The sequence below is a fragment of the Hymenobacter mellowenesis genome, from assembly GCF_030581005.1.
In the GTDB taxonomy this organism is placed as follows: Bacteria; Bacteroidota; Bacteroidia; order Cytophagales; family Hymenobacteraceae; genus Hymenobacter; species Hymenobacter mellowenesis.
On the sequence record NZ_JAUQSX010000001.1, the window covers coordinates 630,892 to 646,798 of the forward strand.

Consider the following 15,907-nt stretch of genomic DNA (forward strand, 5'->3'; position numbering starts at 1 on the left):
GTCCTCCGGTTGCCACGGGCTGCGTCCTCGCAATAACAGACGGCGCACTTACGCCTGCTCCATCATTTTCTCGCGTTCCTTAATGCGCAGGTCGTTGTTCACGGCCGTGGGCACCACCGTCACCACCACGTATTTCGAGGTGGGCGTGTTGCTGATTTTGGCCACAGAGCCGATGGGTACCAGCGGGTTGGCCTCCGGGAAGTAGGCGCAGACGTTGCCTTTCGGAATGTCGTAGGGCACGGCCACGAATTTTTCTACCCGGCGCTCCTCGCCCTTGTAGTGGCTGGTGATGTCGATGAGGTCTTTGGCCTTGAGGCCGCGCGAGGCCATATCGGCTGGGTTCATGAACAGCACGCGGCGCTCGCCGTGGATGCCGCGATACCGGTCGTTGTACTCGTAGATGGTCGTGTTGAACTGGTCGTGCGAGCGCACCGTCATCAGAATGAGCTGGTCGGGAGCTACTTCGTACTTTTCCAGCGTGGTTTTGGAGAAGTGGGCCTTGCCGTCGGGTGTGGTGAACTTGCGCTCGCGCGGGCCGTTGGGCAGGTAGAAGCCGCCGGGCTTGCGCAGCTTCTCGTTGAAGTTCTCGAAGCCGGGGATGACGCGCGCAATGTGGTCGCGGATAACGTCGTAATTCTCTGTCATGGCCACCCAGTCGGTTTTGGTTTTGTCGCCGAGGGTGGCAATGGCCATGCCGCTGATGATGGCCACTTCGCTGAGCTGGTCGCCGGCCAGCGGCACCAGAATGCCCTTGTTCTGGCTCACCACGCCCATCGAGTTTTCGCACGAAGTCATCTGATGACCAGACTTCTGCATGTCGATATCGACGTGGGCGAAGGTGGGCAGCAACAGGCTGGTTTCGCCGGTGGTGAGGTGGCCGCGATTGAGCTTGGTGCCCACAAATACGGTCAGCTTCTGCCGGCGCATGGCTTCGGCGATGAGCTCGGTATCGGGGCCGGCGGCCAGCAGGTTGCCGCCGAGGCCGAAGTACACCTTGGTATGGCCCAGGTGCATGGCCTTGATGGATTCCACCACATCGAACCCATCCTTGGTGGGCGGCGTGAAGTTGAACTCCTTCTGCAACGCGTCCAGGAAAGTCTTCGGCATGCGCTCCCAGATGCCCATGGTGCGGTCGCCCTGCACGTTGGAGTGGCCGCGCACCGGGCAAGTGCCGGCGCCCGGCTTGCCAATGGCGCCCTTCATGAGCTGCAGGTTCACGATTTCCTGGATGGTCTGCACGCCCTGGCGCTGCTGCGTAACGCCCATGGCCCAGCAGGTGATAATCTTCTGCTTGTGGGCAATGAGATTGGCGGCTTCGAGCAGTTGGGCGCGGCTGATGCCGCTGATTTCCTCGATTTCCTCCCAGCTGGTGTTGCGGATATTCTGCTCAAAATCAGCGAAGCCCACGGTGAATTCGTCGACAAATTTCTTATCGACTACCTGGCCGGGGTTCATATCCTCGGCTTCGAACAGGTGCTTCATGATGCCGCGCAGCAGGGCCATGTCGCCGTCCACTTTCACTTGCAGAAACACGTCGGTGAGCGGGGTACCGTCGCCCATGAGCGCGCCGAGGGCGCGGAGCGGGTTCATGAAATCTTGCGGGTTTTTGAAGGCGACGAGGCCGGCTTCAATCAGCGGATTCACGGCGATGATTTTGGCGCCGTTGCGCTTGGCTTTTTGCAGGGCCGTGAGCATGCGCGGGTGGTTGGTGCCCGGGTTCTGGCCGATGATGAGGATGACTTCGGCCTCGTGCAAGTCGTTGAGGGTCACGGAGCCTTTGCCCAGGCCCAGCGTGGGGCTCAGGGCCGAGCCGCTGCTTTCGTGGCACATGTTGGAGCAGTCGGGCAGGTTGTTGGTGCCGAACTCGCGGGCGAAAAGCTGGAACAGGAAGGCCGGCTCGTTCGGCACCTTGCCGGAGGTGTAGAACACGGCCTCATCGGGCGATTCCAGCGCGTTCAGCTCCTTGGCGATGATGTCGAAGGCATCGGGCCAGGCAATGGGCGAGTAGTGGTTGTCGCCGGGACGCTTCACCATGGGGTGCGTGAGGCGGCCGGCGTTGTTCTGGTCGCGGTCGGTCATGCGCGAGAGCTCAGCGAGGCTGTGTCTGGCGAAAAACTCGGGTCCGGCGGCCTTGTCGTCGGCATCCGACGCTGTGGCTTTGGCCCCATTTTCACAGAATTCGGCCACCGAGCGGTGCTCGTCGGGGTCGGGCCAGGCGCAGCTGGAGCAGTCGAAACCGTCCTTCTGGTTGAGGCCGAGCAGGGCCTTGGTGCCGCGCCCCACACCGCCCTCGGTCCAGCTGAACTGCATGGATTTGATGACGGCCGTGACTCCGGCGGCTATCTTTTCGCGGCCTTCCAGGCGCAGGCCGGTGAGGGCTTCGGGCGGCTGAGCCAGAATGGGGTGCTCGTATTTGGCGTTGGCCACGTCGGGGGCGGGGATGTGGGCGTGCACGTGGGTTCGGTTGGGGTCGGAACGGTAGTGGTCGGGCGCGGGAGCCTTCCCTTGGTCGGGGCGCTCGCCGCTCTTCGGGGCGTTATCCTCAGCACCTTGCTGGTGAGTCTTACCAGCTTTGCTGGGGTCCGTTTTGGGGGAATCTTCCATGGAGCTCATCGGAACAGAAAGGTGGGATTTTTATAGATTTGACGGGTGCCGAATGCGCTAGTGGCGGCAGTCCAGGTCTTTCTCAACCAGAATGCGCAGGTGCTGGTTTTCAGCCAGCGGCAGGCTGTGCGAAAAGCCGGTCTGGTCGGTTTCTACCCACTCCTTGGCTAAGGTGAAGGGCACCAGCACAGTGAGGGCGCCGGGCTCGTAGTGAACTTGCACGGGCTCGTCGTTGGGCATGGTTTGGGGGCGCTCGGAGCCGCGCTCCAGGGCGTAGGTCAGGCGCTGGTCGGGGCCTAAGCCGAAATGCACGGCCCCTTCCACGCGGCCGGTTGAGGCAAATTCGTCCAGCTCACTTTGGGCCAGGCGCAGGCGCAGGGTGTCGTCTTCGATGCGGAGTTTCATGAGGCGGGTGGGAATGGGAGAGAGTAGTTTAACGTAAGGCACAGGAGGCCGTTGTACTTAATTATCATCGCAACGCCGGAGCCCGCAGCGGGCTCCATGCATCAGGCCAGCACCCGCCAGCCGTGGCTATAGATGTTGAACCGCTCCTGGCGCACGAAGCCCAGCACCGTCATGCCGAAGCTTTCGGCGGCCTGAATGGCCAGGCTGCTGGGGGCGCCCACGGCTGCCAGAATCCCGATACCGGCTGCCGCCGCTTTCTGCACCAGCTCGAAGCTGACACGGCCGCTCACCAGCAGCACGTGCTGGTGCAGGGGCAGCCAGCCTGCCAGTAGCGCGGCCCCAATCACCTTGTCGAGGGCGTTGTGGCGGCCCACGTCTTCGCGCAGCAGCAGCAGTTCGCCTTCGGGCGAAAACAGGGCCGAGGCGTGCTGCCCGCCGGTTTGCTCGAAGCCGGCTTGGGCGGCGCGCAGTTTCTGGGGCAACTGGTGCACCACGGCGGCGCTGAGGTGCGGGCCGGCGGCGGGCAGCACCGGGCAGGAGGCCGTGCGCACGGCATCGATGCTGGTTTTGCCGCACACCCCGCAGCTGGAGCTGGTGTAGAAATGCCGTTCCATGGCCGCAAAATCGACTTTTACATGCGCCGCCAGCTCGGCCCGAACGACGTTCCCGGCTTCTTCGACTTTCTTGACATCGGGGCAGGGAATGATACCGAGCAGGTCAGCTTTATCGTGGATGAGGCCTTCGGTGAGCAGGAAGCCGGCGGCTAGCTCCTCGTCGTGGCCGGGTGTGCGCATGGTCACGGAGAGGGTGCGGTGCTGGTGCTGGCCGTCGGTTTCGTAGCCCACGCGGATTTCCAGTGGCTCTTCAGCGGCAAGCTGGTCGGAGGCCGACACGGGCGGGCCGGCGCCACTCACCTTTTGGATGGTGACGAATTCGTAGCTGGCGGCGGGGAGCAGGATGGCAGGGTCCATTGTGGGGTTATTGGAACGGTCATGTCGAGCGCAGCCGAGACATCTCGCGTGCTTTCAGTAAACCAATCGGCAAACAAAAAGGATTAGTGGCGGCACGCGAGATGTCTCGGCAAGCTCGACATGACGTTCTTGTGGCGCTCTGCATGACGTTCTTGTGATTCAATTCTACCCCACCCGCTGCCCATGAAACTGAAGAAAATCACCCGCAACCTCACTTTCTGGGTGCTGCTGGCCATTGTGGCCGGGGCGCTGCTGGGCCACTTCGCACCCGCCACGGCCGTGCAAATGGAGCCGCTGGGCAAGTACTTCATCAACGTGGTGAAGCTGTTTATCAACCCGATTATTTTCCTCACCATCACACTCGGTATCAGCACGATGGGCGACTTGAAAAAGGTGGGGCGCATTGGGGGTAAGGCGCTGCTGTACTTCGAGATTGTGACCACGCTGGCGCTACTCATTGGCGTGGGGGTGGCGGCGCTGGTGCGGCCGGGCGCGGGCGTGAGCACCGGCAAGCTCGATACGGGCAAGGTGGGCGAGTTCACGAAACGCGCCACGGAGTTCTCCTGGGGCCACTTTCTGGCCGATAACCTGACGCTGCAGGTGCTCATCGTGGCCATCATTCTGGGCATCATTCTCAGCAAATACGCCGGCCGCAAGCCCATTATTCACTTCCTGAAGGAATGCTCGAAATACGTATTCCGCGGCCTGCACCTGGTGATGTTGCTGGCACCCATCGGGGCGTTTGGCGGCATGGCTTTCACCATTGGTAAGTACGGCATTGCTACTTTGCTGCCGCTGGGCAAGCTGATGGTGACGGTGTATATCACCATGGGTTTGTTTGTTTTTCTGGTGCTGGGGGCCATTTTGCGCTATTGCAACATCGGCATGTGGTCGTTTTTGAAATACATCAAGGCCGAGTTGCTGATTGTGCTGGGCACGTCCTCGTCCGAAGCTGGCCTGCCGGGCCTCATGGAGAAGCTGGAGGGCATGGGCTGCGCGCAGCCGGTGGTGGGGCTAGTGGTGCCCACGGGCTATTCCTTCAACCTGGATGGCACCACCATCTACCTCTCGCTCTCGACCCTGTTTCTGGCCCAGGTGTTCCACATTGAGCTTTCCGGGGCCCAGATTCTGACCATGATGGGGATTCTGATGGTGACCAGCAAGGGCGCGGCAGGCGTGGCGGGCAGCGGCTTCGTGGTGCTGGCCAGCACGCTCACGGCCATGAAAGTGATTCCGGTGGAGGGCCTGGCCCTTCTGCTGGGCGTGGACCGGTTTATGTCGGAGGCGCGTAGCATCACCAACTTCATTGGCAACGGCGTGGCCACCATTTTCCTGGCCCACACCGAGGACGCCCTCGACCACGAGCGGGCCGTGGAAGTGCTGGGCCGGCGGCTGAAACCGCTGCGCTTCCGCAAAGGCTATACCAGTGGCGAATACCTGGGCGAGGCGGCCGAACAGGCCAGCGAAGTGGCCCGTTTGCTGAAGAATAAGAAATAGACCGTCATGCAGAGCGCAGCGAAGCATCTTGCCCGCCACCGCTAATCCGTTTTCTGGCGATTGAATTACTTGCTGCGGGCAAGATGCTTCGCTGCGCTCTGCATGACGGTCTACTGCGTCCAGCCGCACCTTTGTGCCCCTAACCGCTTTTCATGACACTTACCCAACCCTTACCGCCCGCCCCTACCCGCCCGCCCATTCGCTTCGACCGCAACGAGGTGGCCGGGGCGTTTGGCGACCTCGGCACTGACCTGCCGCTGCTCATTGGCGTCATTGCCGCCTCGGGCATCGACAGCGCGAGCGTGCTCATTCTGTTCGGGCTGATGCAGGTGTTCACCGGGCTGTGGTACCGCATGCCCATGCCGGTGCAGCCGCTCAAAGCTTTCGCGGCGCTGGTCATTGCCCAGAAAATCCCCGGGCGCGTCATTTTCGGTGGGGGGCTGGCCATTGGCATCAGCATGTTTTTTCTGTCCATCACCGGGCTCATTGATGGGCTGGCGCGGCTGGTGCCCAAGGCCGTGGTGCGCGGCATTCAGTTTGGGCTGGCCTTGCAGTTGGCCACGCTGGCGCTCACCAAGTATGTGGGCTCGGATGGCGCGGCGGGCTACGCGCTGGCGGCAGTGGCGTTTGCGGTCACGGTAGTGCTGTTTGGCAACCGGCGCTGGCCGGCGGCGCTGGTCGTCATTGCGCTGGGCGTGGCGTACGCGCTGGTGTTCAAGCTCGATTTTGCCACGGCGCAGAAGGCCGTGGGCCTGCACCTACCGACTTGGCACCTGCCCGAAACGGCCGACATCCTCACCGGCGCCGTGCTGCTGGCACTGCCCCAGATTCCACTGTCGCTCGGCAACTCCATTCTGGCCACCAAGCAGGTGGCCCAGGACTTATTCCCTGAGCGGGCGCCGCTTACGATTAAGAAAATCAGCTTTACCTACGCGCTGATGAACCTGGTGAACCCGTTTTTCGGGGGCTTTCCGGTGTGCCACGGCTCGGGCGGCATGGTGGGGCACTACGCGTTTGGGGCGCGCACGGGTGGTTCGGTGGTTATTTATGGCAGCATTTTCCTGGTGATGGGGCTGTTTTTCAGCCAAGGCTTCGCCGACGTGGTCCAGATTTTCCCGTTGCCGGTGCTGGGCGTGCTGCTGCTGTTTGAGGCCCTATCGTTGGCCACACTGCTGCGCGACGTGAGCGCCAACCGCGCCGATTTGCTGGTGGCGCTGCTGGTGGGCCTGCTCTGCGCCGGGCTGCCGTATGGCTACCTGGTGGGGCTGGTGGTGGGCACGGCCATTTACTACGCCATGCAGCGCGGCTGGGTGGGGCTGGGCAAGCACTAGCGAAGCAGCGCGAACGTTTAGTTCGCGCCCCCAAACGACTGCTGGCGGCGCGGGGACGCGAACGTAAAAGCTCATGCTACGGCTGGCGTGGCGCGCTCACGCCTGGGCTGCCGGGGCCGACACGGCAGCCGGTTCCTCGGCCAGAATGCGGACGGGCTGCTTGTGCTCGTCCACGGCCACGAAGGTGAACAGGCCGGTCACCGCTTTATGGCGGTCCTCGGAATACATCTGCTCCACGAATAATTCGACGCGCACTTTGAGGCTGGTGCGGCCCACGTGCTCGATATTGGCCACCAGCTCGACCAGGGAGCCGCCGGGAATGGGGTGGGTGAAGTCGACCCGCTCGGAGGAAACCGTCACCATTTTGAGGCGCGAGAAACGGGTGGCGGCGATGAAGGCCACTTCGTCCATGAGCAGCAGCGTGGTGCCGCCGAAAAGCGTATCGTAGTGGTTGGTGGTGTTGGGAAATACGGCTTTGAAAATGCGCGTTTCGGCGCGGGCAATGCGGTCGGCGAGGAGCATGAGCAACAGAAAAAAAGGGGTGATAAACGGCCTCCGTTTGCCTTCAAGCCCTTTTTTCATCAAAGCCACCACCGACGCACGCCCTCCCGGCCGCGCCCAGGCGCGGCGGCACAGCACCGCCGATGCCAGCCCCAAAGCGCGAGGGCAGCATCACTCGGCGGCCGGCAGGTCTCCTGACTTATTTCGGGTGAGCCCCGCCCTTCTCGGCCTTTTCAAAGAGCCAATGGGCATATCCGGGGCCACCGGCTCCGGCCGCTTTCGGGGCCGGGAAACTCACAGTAGCGCGTCTGTTCGGGAGTTGCACCCGATTCCCTTTTCATTTTTACCCCGGCCGAAGCCCGGGTGAAAAACCGTCCGCTGATTGAAGGAAATCAAACCGAGAACCAACGCGGCGAAGGTACGGCGCGGGCGAAGGTGAATTCCTTTAGCAGCAGAAAGAACGTCATGCAGAGCGTAGCGACATCTCGCGTGGGGTAGTCACTCAATCGTGAAAACGTTAATAATTAGTGATTACGCGCAAGATGCTTCACTACGCTCTGCATAACCTTTAACATTTACAACCAGCACCTAAAACAACCCCCGAATCCACCCTCCATCCACTGGCACCGACGTGCCGGTGATGTAGCTGGCCCGCTCCGAGCACAGAAACGCCGCCAGCGCGGCAAACTCGCGGGGCTCGCCCAGCCGGCGCATCGGAATCTGGCTTTCCCAGCGGGCGGTGGCGTCGGCAGCCGAAATGCCTTCTTTGGCAGCCGTGGCATCGGCCAGGCCTACTACCCGCTCGGTGCGCGTGTAGCCGGGCAAAATGTTATTCACGGTGATGCCCTGCGCCGCCACTTCCGTGGCCAGGGTGCGGGCCATGCCCGTCACGGCGGCGCGCAGGCTGTTGGAGAGCATCAGGTTTTCCACCGGCTGCTTCACCGAGATGGAGGTGATGTTGAGGATGCGGCCCCAGCCGCGCGCCTTCATGCCGGGCAGCACGGCGCGCGTCAGCTCTACCACGCTGGTGAGGAGCAGTTGCGTGGCGGCCTGCCACTGCTCGGCGCTCAGCGTGTCGAAGGTGCCGGCGGGCGGCCCGCCGGTGTTGGTGACGAGGATGTCGATGCGGCCGAAACGCTCCTGCGCGGCCTGCACCACCCGGGCCACGTCGGCGGGGTTGGCCACGTCGGCCGCCAGGGCCAGCACGGGCACGCCGTAGGTAGTTTCAAAGGCGGCGCGGGCTTCTTGCAGGGCTTTATCGCCACGGGCGCAGATGACGAGTGACGCACCTTCGGCGGCCAGTTCTTCGGCCACGGCGCGGCCCAGGCCCTTGCTGGCGGCGGCCACCAAGGCAACTTTTCCTTTCAATCCGAGGTCCATAGGCGGGTTATTTCTGGCGCAGGTAGTCGTCCGATTTATCGAGCCAGTCCTGGCGGGGCGGGCTGAAAATATCCACGTCGAGCGTGTCCTCAATAGCCTCGGCTTTGTGCGGGACGTTGCCGGGAATGTGCAACACCTCGCCCACACCCACCACAATGGGCTCGGCGTCTTCGGAACCAATCCAGAAGCGTAGAGCCCCTTCTAGGATGTAAGTAATCTGCTCGTTTTCGTGCTGGTGCAGGGGCACAATGCAGCCCTTTTTGAGGTAGACGTGGGCCAACATCATCTTGTCGCCGGTGATGAGGCGGCGCGAAAGCTGGTCGGTCACCGGTTCGACGGGCATGTCGTTCCAGGTGTATTTGGTAGCAGTGGGGTTTTCGGGCATCAGGGCTTGGGAATAGGAAAGAAAGCGTAGAACGAAAAACAGCGTGTCATGCAGAGCGCAGCGAAGCATCTCGCGTGGGGTAGTAACTCAATCGCAAGAAAAGGGTTTCTGCCCCGAGCGAGATGCTTCGCTGCGCTCTGCATGACGTTCTGCCTCCCACCTTCCTTACTTCCCGAATCCTACACCCGCACCCGACTCGCCACCGCCGACACGCATAGCCCCATAAAAGCAATAAACGCAAACGACACCCGCAAGCTCGTGGCGCCCGCCACGAAGCCGATAATCGGCGGCCCCAGCAAAAACCCGAAGAAGCCGATGGTGGACACCGCCGCCAGCGCCATGCCCGCCGACATGTGCGCGGACCTGCCCGCCGCCGAGTACACCAGCGGCACCACCGCCGACGTGCCAAAGCCCACCAGCAAAAAGCCCAGCAGCGCCGTGGGCAGCGTGGGCAAGGTCACGGCAATGCTCAGGCCCGTGGCCGTGAGCAGGCCGCAGAGTTGAATAACACGGCGTGGCCCGAGGCGCTCGGCCAGCCAGTCGGCCCCGAAGCGGCCCAGCGCCATGGTGCTCATGAATGCAGTGTAGCCCGCGCCCACCCAGTCCTTATCAGCCTGAATGACCTTCTTGAAATACACCCCGCTCCAGTCGAACATCGCCCCCTCGCAGATAAGTGCGCAGAAGGCAATGGCGCCCAGGCCCAGCAGTTCCTTATCAGGCTTCACGAAGATGGGCTGGTCGGGGTCGACGCCGCTGTCCTGGCGCACGGTGGAGCCGGCGCTCACCAGCATGCCGGTGACGATGAACGCAGCAATGAGGATGAAATGCACGCCCGGCGTGATGGCGTGCCCAATCATGAACGTGCCAATGGCCGCCGCCACAAAACCAGCCAGACTCCACAGCCCGTGGAAGGAAGCCATAATGGGCTTGTGCTTATAGAGCCGCTCCACGCCCACGGCCTGGGTATTTACTGAGATATTGGTGAGGTTGCCGCCCACCCCGAACAGCACCAGACAGGGAATCAGCTGATACAGATTCTCGGCCCAGCCCAGGCCCAGCAGCGCGGTGGCATAGAGCACTACGCCCCACAGCACCACCTTGCGGCTGCCCTGCCGGGCCACCAGCCAGCCAGCCAGCGGCAGCGTAAGCAGTTGCCCCAGCGGAATGGACAGCAGCACGCCGCCCAGTCCGGCTTCCGAAATGCCCATGCGCTGCTGAATGCTGGGAATCCGCGAGGCCCAAGTAGCGAAGCACAATCCCAGCAAAAAAAACAATGCCCCAACGGCCACGCGGTGCGCCGTCCGGGAAATCGGGCGGGCTGATACAGTCAACGAAATCATAAGCACAGGTCCTCACGCAGCCCACAGCGGGACCAGCCCGGCGCGTGCGCTCAGCAAAAATACAAGCTCCCCCAACGCCCGCGCGGCGCGAGAAGTTGCCCGAGCAGCCAAAGTGAGGCGCTGCTTTCAGCAAACGATTTCACTACAAAATCCACATTTATCAGTCTAGCTAACACCACTTTACACCATCGTGAAGCTCACCACGCCTATTGAACGGCGTAGGGGCGGGGCTTGCCCCCGCCCGGTCGTTGAACGGAATCGTTGAGCCGTTGCGGTCGACCGGGCGGGGGCAAGCCCCGCCCCTACGCCGTTCAGAGACGACACCAACTCAGGCAATGGTATCGAGCTTTATCTGCGTGATGATGTCGCGCAGCAGCATTGTGATGGTATTCACCAGCAGCTGCAGTTCATCGGACCGGAAACTGCCCTCCCATTTGTCAAGCGCATCCACGGGCGGCAGCAAGTGCTGCGCCCGCAGGTGTACCAAGTTGGGCAGCAGGGTGTGGGCCGTGGTTTTCAGCAAAGTCAGGTCGGCCTGGTCCAGGCCCTGGCGCAGGTTCAGAATGGCTTCCTCGCAGCTTTCTACAAAGGTTTCCAGCATGAAGGCGACAAACTCGGAGTCGCCCTGGCCTACTGACAGCAGCTCGTCGACCGCATAGAGCCGGCCGGCGGGCACTTCCACCGGCGGGGCCGGGGCCAGCAGGAACACGGGTGCATCATCGGCGCCGGCCGGCTCCGTTGCCGGGAGCGAGCCCGGCGGCAAGGCCCACTCGCTCACCACTTTCAGCAGCTCTTCTTCCTTGAACGGCTTAGCCAGGTAGCTGTCCATGCCCGCGGCGAGGCATTTTTCGCGCTCGCCTTTCACGGCGTTGGCCGTGAGGGCGATGATGGGCGTGGTGAGGCCCAGCTGCTGGCGCAGCAGCGCCGTGGCCGCGTAGCCATCCATCACCGGCATCTGGATGTCCATCAGAATCAGGTCGAAGCGGGTATGCTGGGCCAGCTCTACGGCCATGGCGCCGTGCTCGGCCTCGGTCACCTGCACATGGGCGTGGGTGAGGAAGGTCTTGGCAATCTGGCGGTTGAAGCGGTTGTCTTCCACCAGCAGCACTTGCTTATTGCGCAGGTGGCGGCGCACCGAGTTGTCGGGCGGCAGCACGTTTTTGGGCGCCAGGTCTTCGGGCGTGCCCAAGGGCAGGCGCAAGCCGAAGTACATCACAGTGCCCTTGTTCAGCTCGCTTTCGAGCTGCACGTCGCTGCCCATGAGCTTGAGCAAGTTGCGGCAAATGCTCAAACCCAGGCCCGTACCACCAAACTTGCGCGTCACCGACGAATCGGCCTGGCTGAACTCATTGAAGATGTTCTGCACGTATTCCGGCTCGATGCCGATGCCGGTATCGGCCACGCGGAACACCACTTCGCCGCCTTTGCCGTCCGGGTCGGGCGCGTAGGTGCAGGTGATGGACACGTACCCGGCCTCGGTAAACTTGATGGCGTTGCCGGCCAGGTTCAGCAGCACCTGCCGGATGCGGTAGGGGTCGCCGAGCAGTACGCGCGGCACCGCGGCATCCACGCGCGTGAGCAGGCGCAGGCTTTTTTCCTCGGCTTTATAGTGCAGGGTTTGCTCGATTTCGGCCAGCAAATGCACCGGCGTGAAACCGACATGCTCCAGCGCCATCTTGCCGGCTTCGAGCTTCGACAAGTCCAGAATGTCGTTGATAATCACCAGCAAATGCTCGGCCGACGTGGTGATGGCCTGGCGGTAGCTGTCCTGGTCGGGCGCCAGCGGCGTTTTGGCCAGCAGTTGGCTCATGCCCAGAATGGCGTTCATGGGCGTGCGGATTTCGTGGCTCATGTTGGCCAGAAACAGCTCGCGGGCCCGCACCGCACTTTCGGCCGCCAGCTTGGCGTGGCGCAGGGCACGCTCGGTGGCCACCCGCTCCGTGATGTCGAGCCCGTAGGCCACCACCATGCGCGGCGAGCCGTCCGGATTAAACACCGGCTGCAGACAGCGCATCTGGTGCCGGATGCCCTCGGGCCGGTCAAACGCCTCTTCAAACGTCACCAACCGCCGCTCGCGGAAGGCCTCGTGCAGACGCTCCTGCCGCTCCTCGGCCAGCGTCTGGGGGTAGCCGTACTCGGCGCAGTATTCAAAGTTGTCTTTGCCTAACACCCAGGCCCGCTTGTTAGGGTCTTTGATGCCGTTGGCGTTCACGAACAGGTAGCGGCCCTGGGCGTCGAACACGCCGATGTCGCTGGGTATGTGGTTGAGCGTGAACTCGAAGAATTCGCGCTGCTCTTCCAGCTTCTGCTCGGCCAGCCGGCGCTTGGTGATGTCGGTGCCGGTGCCCACCACCATGCGCACCGCCCCGGCGGCATCCAGCACGGGCACGTAATAGCGCAGCAGTTGGCACGGGCCGTCGGCTGTTTGCAGCGTTTCTTCCCAGCTGGTTTCAGCGCCGGTTTCAATCACCTGAGCCAGCAGCCGGCGGCGGGTGGCACCAATTTCGGGCGCCACGCCCCGGTGCGCGCAGTATTCGTCGTTGGTTTTGCCGATGACCCACTCCCGCAATTCCGGGTTGCTGAAGGACTTGGCGTTGACCACCTGAAACCGGTGCTCGGTGTCGAACACGGCCACGTTCACCTTCAGGTGGTCGAGCACGGCCTGGTAATATTCCTTCTGGTCGGCCAAACGCTGCTCGGCGCAGCGCAGCGCCGCCTGGGCGCCGGCAAGTTCCCGGCGCAGTTCGGCAATTTGCTGGGCCGCCGCCAACTCACTGGCCATTTCAGGCCGAATGCTAACGGAAGAAGGCAGGGATTCTAAATTGTACAATTCGGCCATATTCTATAATCTCAGATACACTAATAAGTAGCAAATATAATGTTTCAATCCATTTTAACACTCTTATTTTCTTATGATTGACTTTTTAATATTTATGACTTATTTAATAAAACATATAAACCCCAAACTTTCACTGACAGGAGCATATCAATAAAGCGCGCAACAAGCCCAACCAGGCTCATTATGCTTGTCTAAAATTATTTTCGCAGGCTCCTCACCTATGGAAAATTATTACAATATTCTGGCCAGTTCGCGCTGATAATAGGGGTTATCAGTCATGCCATTGTGGCCCGCGCCGGGCAGCAGCACCAGCCGGTCGGCAGGCTTGAGCAGCGCTTTCAGCCGAACCGACGACTGGTAGTAAATCACCTCGTCGTGGTCGCCATGAAAGAGCACGACGGGCGCTTGCACTTTGGTTATCAATTCGTTGGTGGGCAGCGGGTAGCGCACCAGAAAGCCCGGCACAAACGGGTAGAGCCGCTTGGCCAGGTCGCGCATGCTGAAATAGGGCGCCTGCAGAATAAGCATTCGGGGATGCTCGTGAGCGGCTAGCCAGGTTGCCAGGCCCGTGCCCACGGAGTAGCCCAGGATGACCGTGCGGCTTTCGGGGTATTCGGGGAGAAGCTGGCGGTAAGCCGTTTGCACGTCGCTTAGCAGCTGCTGCTGGCTGGTGATGCGGCCTTCGCTTTTGCCGTAGCCGCGATAGTCGAGGAAGAACGCATCGTAGCCCAGGCGGGTGTAGACGGGCGCGGCGGTGGCCCAGCTGCTCACGTCGCCGCCGTTGCCGTGCAGGTAAAACACCAGGCCTTTCGCATTGGGCGCATGGAAAAGCAGGCCATGCAGCCGGGTACCATCTGCCATTTTCGTCCATCGCTCCTCAAACCGGCCTGGAAACTGGAACCGATAATCGGCTGGCAGCCGGCTGGGGGAAAACAGCAGGCTTTCCTGCTTAAAGTAGAGCACCGCGCATAGTACCACGTACAGCGCTGCCACGATTCCGACAATAATCAGTACCACTTTCATAAGCTGCTAGCCGTCTCAGGAGAGGCATTTGCTTCCCGCGCGGCCAAGGTAGCCTAGCCAACTCGTTGCACAAGTCGAAGCTGTGCTTTGGTTCACGCCGGCATCGTTCCACGAGCCGAAGCCGAGCCTCGGGGTACACGATTTAGCGGCTTACGCCTCCTTACCCCCCAATCGTGGCCATGCTCTCGAAGCTGAGTTGGTGCAGGGGCCGCTGCCGCTCGGCCTCGAAGCCGTTGGCGGCGCGGTGGCGGAAGGCGGCCGAGAGGGCGGCCACGATTTCCTCGTCGGACTTGCCGCCGCGCAGCAAGGCGCGGGTATCGAGCACGCCCTGGTCGTAAAGGCAGGTTTTGATGCCGCCCTCGGCCGTGAGGCGCAGGCGGTTGCAGGTGCCGCAGAAGGTGCGCGAGTATGCCGCGATGATGCCCACCGTGCCTTGGTGCCCGGCAACGCGGTACTCCGAAGCCGTGGCCCCGGCCGCCATACTGACGGGCAGGAGCGCACCGAAATGGTCTTCCAGGTGCTGACGGATGCGAACGTGGTTCCAGGGCAGCGAGGCGGGGCCGGCTTCGTGGCTGCCGCCGTTGAAGGGCATTTCTTCGATAAAGCGCACGTCGACAGGCAGGTCGCGGCTGAGGCTGGCCAGCGGCACGAGGGCGTCGATGTTCTGGCCGTCCATCACCACGGCGTTGATTTTCACCTGAATACCGGCATCGAGCAGGGCGTGAAAGGTTTCCAGCACCTTGGGCAGCTCGTCGCGGCGAGTGATTTGAAAAAACCGCTCGCGGTCCAGCGTGTCGAGGCTGAGATTCACGGCTTTCACGCCCAGGCGAGCCAGGGCGGGCACGTGCGGCGCGGTGAGCACGCCGTTGGTGGTCAGGCTGATATCGTCGATGCCGGGCAGCTCAGCCAGGCGCTCCATGAAGGGCACCAGGTCGCGCCGCACGAAGGGCTCGCCGCCGGTGAGGCGCACCTTGCGCACCCCCAGGCCTGCCAGCAGGCCGGTGAGGCGCAGCATCTCTTCGTAGCTCAGCAGCTCGTGCTTGGGCATGTACTTGATGCCTTCTTCGGGCATGCAGTAGAAGCAGCGCAGGTTGCAGCGGTCCGTCACGGCCAGGCGCAGGTATTCCAGCGGGCGGCCGTGCTGGTCGTAGAGCGGCGAAATGGCCGGAGCGGCTGGGGCGAGGAGAGATGGAAGCACGTTTATCACCAATTTTGCCCGGCTGTACGTAAGACGGCCGGCCTGCGGTAAACCCCGGAGGCCGGTAAGGTGTTCAGACCATAACCCAAAGCACCGCCAGCGGCCGGTTTTCGCCCCAAAATTTACGTCGAAAGATATGTCCTTAAAAGTCGCCCTCTTCGGCATCACCCGCGACATCGTGGGCACGTCCATCATCGAATTGCCGGCCCCCGCCCCTACCAATGTGGGCGAGCTGCTGGCCGAAATGCGCAAACAATACCCTGCGCTGGGCGAACTACGCAGCTGTGCCGTAGCCGTGAACAACGAATACGCCAGCGCTGATACGCCCCTGCATACGGTGGACGAAATTGCCCTGATTCCGCCCGTGGCTGGAGGGTGATTTTCCGTAGCGTGGACTCTGCGAGTCCGCGCAGTTGAGCGCAGTTGAGCGCAG

At 62.2% G+C, this 15,907-nt stretch carries 13 protein-coding genes and 1 riboswitch; of the genes, 3 read left to right on the plus strand and 10 right to left on the minus strand.

Translation table 11 applies throughout. From position 1 onward, the window contains the following. Positions 1–48: 48 nt before the first annotated feature. The 3 genes from Q5H92_RS02565 to fdhD all read right to left on the minus strand — a co-directional run bounded on the left by Q5H92_RS02565 (position 49) and on the right by fdhD (position 3,980). Positions 49–2,604: an FdhF/YdeP family oxidoreductase gene (locus Q5H92_RS02565; protein ID WP_305009909.1), complete on the minus strand. Its 2,556-nt coding sequence runs from the start codon at positions 2,602–2,604 to the stop codon at positions 49–51. 57 nt (positions 2,605–2,661) lie between these two features. After that, the gene (locus Q5H92_RS02570; RefSeq protein ID WP_305009910.1) at positions 2,662–3,009 is read right to left on the minus strand and encodes a DUF7009 family protein; all 348 of its coding nucleotides are present in this window, start codon (positions 3,007–3,009) and stop codon (positions 2,662–2,664) included. A gap of 101 nt (positions 3,010–3,110) precedes the next feature. Then, the gene (fdhD, locus tag Q5H92_RS02575; protein ID WP_305009911.1) at positions 3,111–3,980 is read right to left on the minus strand and encodes a formate dehydrogenase accessory sulfurtransferase FdhD; all 870 of its coding nucleotides are present in this window, start codon (positions 3,978–3,980) and stop codon (positions 3,111–3,113) included. A gap of 189 nt (positions 3,981–4,169) precedes the next feature. On the opposite strand from fdhD, the gene Q5H92_RS02580 reads away from it, so the two are divergent. Then, positions 4,170–5,477 carry a cation:dicarboxylate symporter family transporter gene (locus Q5H92_RS02580; RefSeq protein ID WP_305010216.1) on the plus strand — a complete coding sequence of 436 codons (1,308 nt, stop codon included), beginning with the start codon at positions 4,170–4,172 and terminating at the stop codon, positions 5,475–5,477. Positions 5,478–5,629: 152 nt separating this feature from the next. After that, the gene (locus tag Q5H92_RS02585; protein ID WP_305009912.1) at positions 5,630–6,808 is read left to right on the plus strand and encodes a putative sulfate/molybdate transporter; all 1,179 of its coding nucleotides are present in this window, start codon (positions 5,630–5,632) and stop codon (positions 6,806–6,808) included. 96 nt (positions 6,809–6,904) lie between these two features. On the opposite strand, the gene Q5H92_RS02590 is transcribed toward Q5H92_RS02585, so the two are convergent. The 7 genes from Q5H92_RS02590 to moaA form a co-directional block, all read right to left on the minus strand. Next, positions 6,905–7,330, minus strand: coding sequence for an acyl-CoA thioesterase (locus Q5H92_RS02590; RefSeq protein WP_305009913.1), 426 nt, complete (start codon positions 7,328–7,330; stop codon positions 6,905–6,907). 146 nt (positions 7,331–7,476) lie between these two features. Continuing rightward, a riboswitch (cobalamin riboswitch) is annotated at positions 7,477–7,700 on the minus strand. 197 nt (positions 7,701–7,897) lie between these two features. After that, on the minus strand, positions 7,898–8,689 hold the full coding sequence (locus Q5H92_RS02595; protein WP_305009914.1) for an SDR family oxidoreductase: 792 nt from the start codon (positions 8,687–8,689) through the stop codon (positions 7,898–7,900). A 7-nt stretch (positions 8,690–8,696) separates the two neighbouring features. Further along, on the minus strand, positions 8,697–9,074 hold the full coding sequence (locus tag Q5H92_RS02600; RefSeq protein WP_305009915.1) for a cupin domain-containing protein: 378 nt from the start codon (positions 9,072–9,074) through the stop codon (positions 8,697–8,699). A 179-nt stretch (positions 9,075–9,253) separates the two neighbouring features. Next, positions 9,254–10,414 carry an MFS transporter gene (locus Q5H92_RS02605; RefSeq protein ID WP_305009916.1) on the minus strand — a complete coding sequence of 387 codons (1,161 nt, stop codon included), beginning with the start codon at positions 10,412–10,414 and terminating at the stop codon, positions 9,254–9,256. A gap of 328 nt (positions 10,415–10,742) precedes the next feature. Then, a complete protein-coding gene (locus Q5H92_RS02610; protein ID WP_305009917.1) occupies positions 10,743–13,196 on the minus strand; it encodes a response regulator in 2,454 nt (817 codons plus the stop codon). A gap of 288 nt (positions 13,197–13,484) precedes the next feature. After that, positions 13,485–14,246, minus strand: a complete 762-nt coding sequence (locus Q5H92_RS02615) for an alpha/beta hydrolase (RefSeq protein WP_305009918.1) — start codon at positions 14,244–14,246, stop codon at positions 13,485–13,487. Between the two features lie 190 nt (positions 14,247–14,436). Further along, positions 14,437–15,474, minus strand: a complete 1,038-nt coding sequence (moaA, locus tag Q5H92_RS02620; RefSeq protein ID WP_305009919.1) for a GTP 3',8-cyclase MoaA — start codon at positions 15,472–15,474, stop codon at positions 14,437–14,439. Positions 15,475–15,610: 136 nt separating this feature from the next. Here moaA and Q5H92_RS02625 point away from each other — a divergent pair, with 136 nt between their 5' ends. Beyond that, positions 15,611–15,853: a MoaD/ThiS family protein gene (locus tag Q5H92_RS02625; RefSeq protein WP_305009920.1), complete on the plus strand. Its 243-nt coding sequence runs from the start codon at positions 15,611–15,613 to the stop codon at positions 15,851–15,853. The last annotated feature ends 54 nt before the right edge of the window (positions 15,854–15,907 follow it).

Coding starts and splice junctions, on each gene's coding strand:
- Q5H92_RS02565 (WP_305009909.1), bottom strand. CDS start 2,604: ATGGAAGATTCCCCCAAAACGGACCCCAGCAAAGCTGGTAAGACTCAC.
- Q5H92_RS02570 (WP_305009910.1), bottom strand. CDS start 3,009: ATGAAACTCCGCATCGAAGACGACACCCTGCGCCTGCGCCTGGCCCAA.
- fdhD (WP_305009911.1), bottom strand. CDS start 3,980: ATGGACCCTGCCATCCTGCTCCCCGCCGCCAGCTACGAATTCGTCACC.
- Q5H92_RS02585 (WP_305009912.1), top strand. CDS start 5,630: ATGACACTTACCCAACCCTTACCGCCCGCCCCTACCCGCCCGCCCATT.
- Q5H92_RS02590 (WP_305009913.1), bottom strand. CDS start 7,330: ATGCTCCTCGCCGACCGCATTGCCCGCGCCGAAACGCGCATTTTCAAA.
- Q5H92_RS02595 (WP_305009914.1), bottom strand. CDS start 8,689: ATGGACCTCGGATTGAAAGGAAAAGTTGCCTTGGTGGCCGCCGCCAGC.
- Q5H92_RS02600 (WP_305009915.1), bottom strand. CDS start 9,074: ATGCCCGAAAACCCCACTGCTACCAAATACACCTGGAACGACATGCCC.
- Q5H92_RS02605 (WP_305009916.1), bottom strand. CDS start 10,414: ATGATTTCGTTGACTGTATCAGCCCGCCCGATTTCCCGGACGGCGCAC.
- Q5H92_RS02610 (WP_305009917.1), bottom strand. CDS start 13,196: ATGGCCAGTGAGTTGGCGGCGGCCCAGCAAATTGCCGAACTGCGCCGG.
- Q5H92_RS02625 (WP_305009920.1), top strand. CDS start 15,611: ATGTCCTTAAAAGTCGCCCTCTTCGGCATCACCCGCGACATCGTGGGC.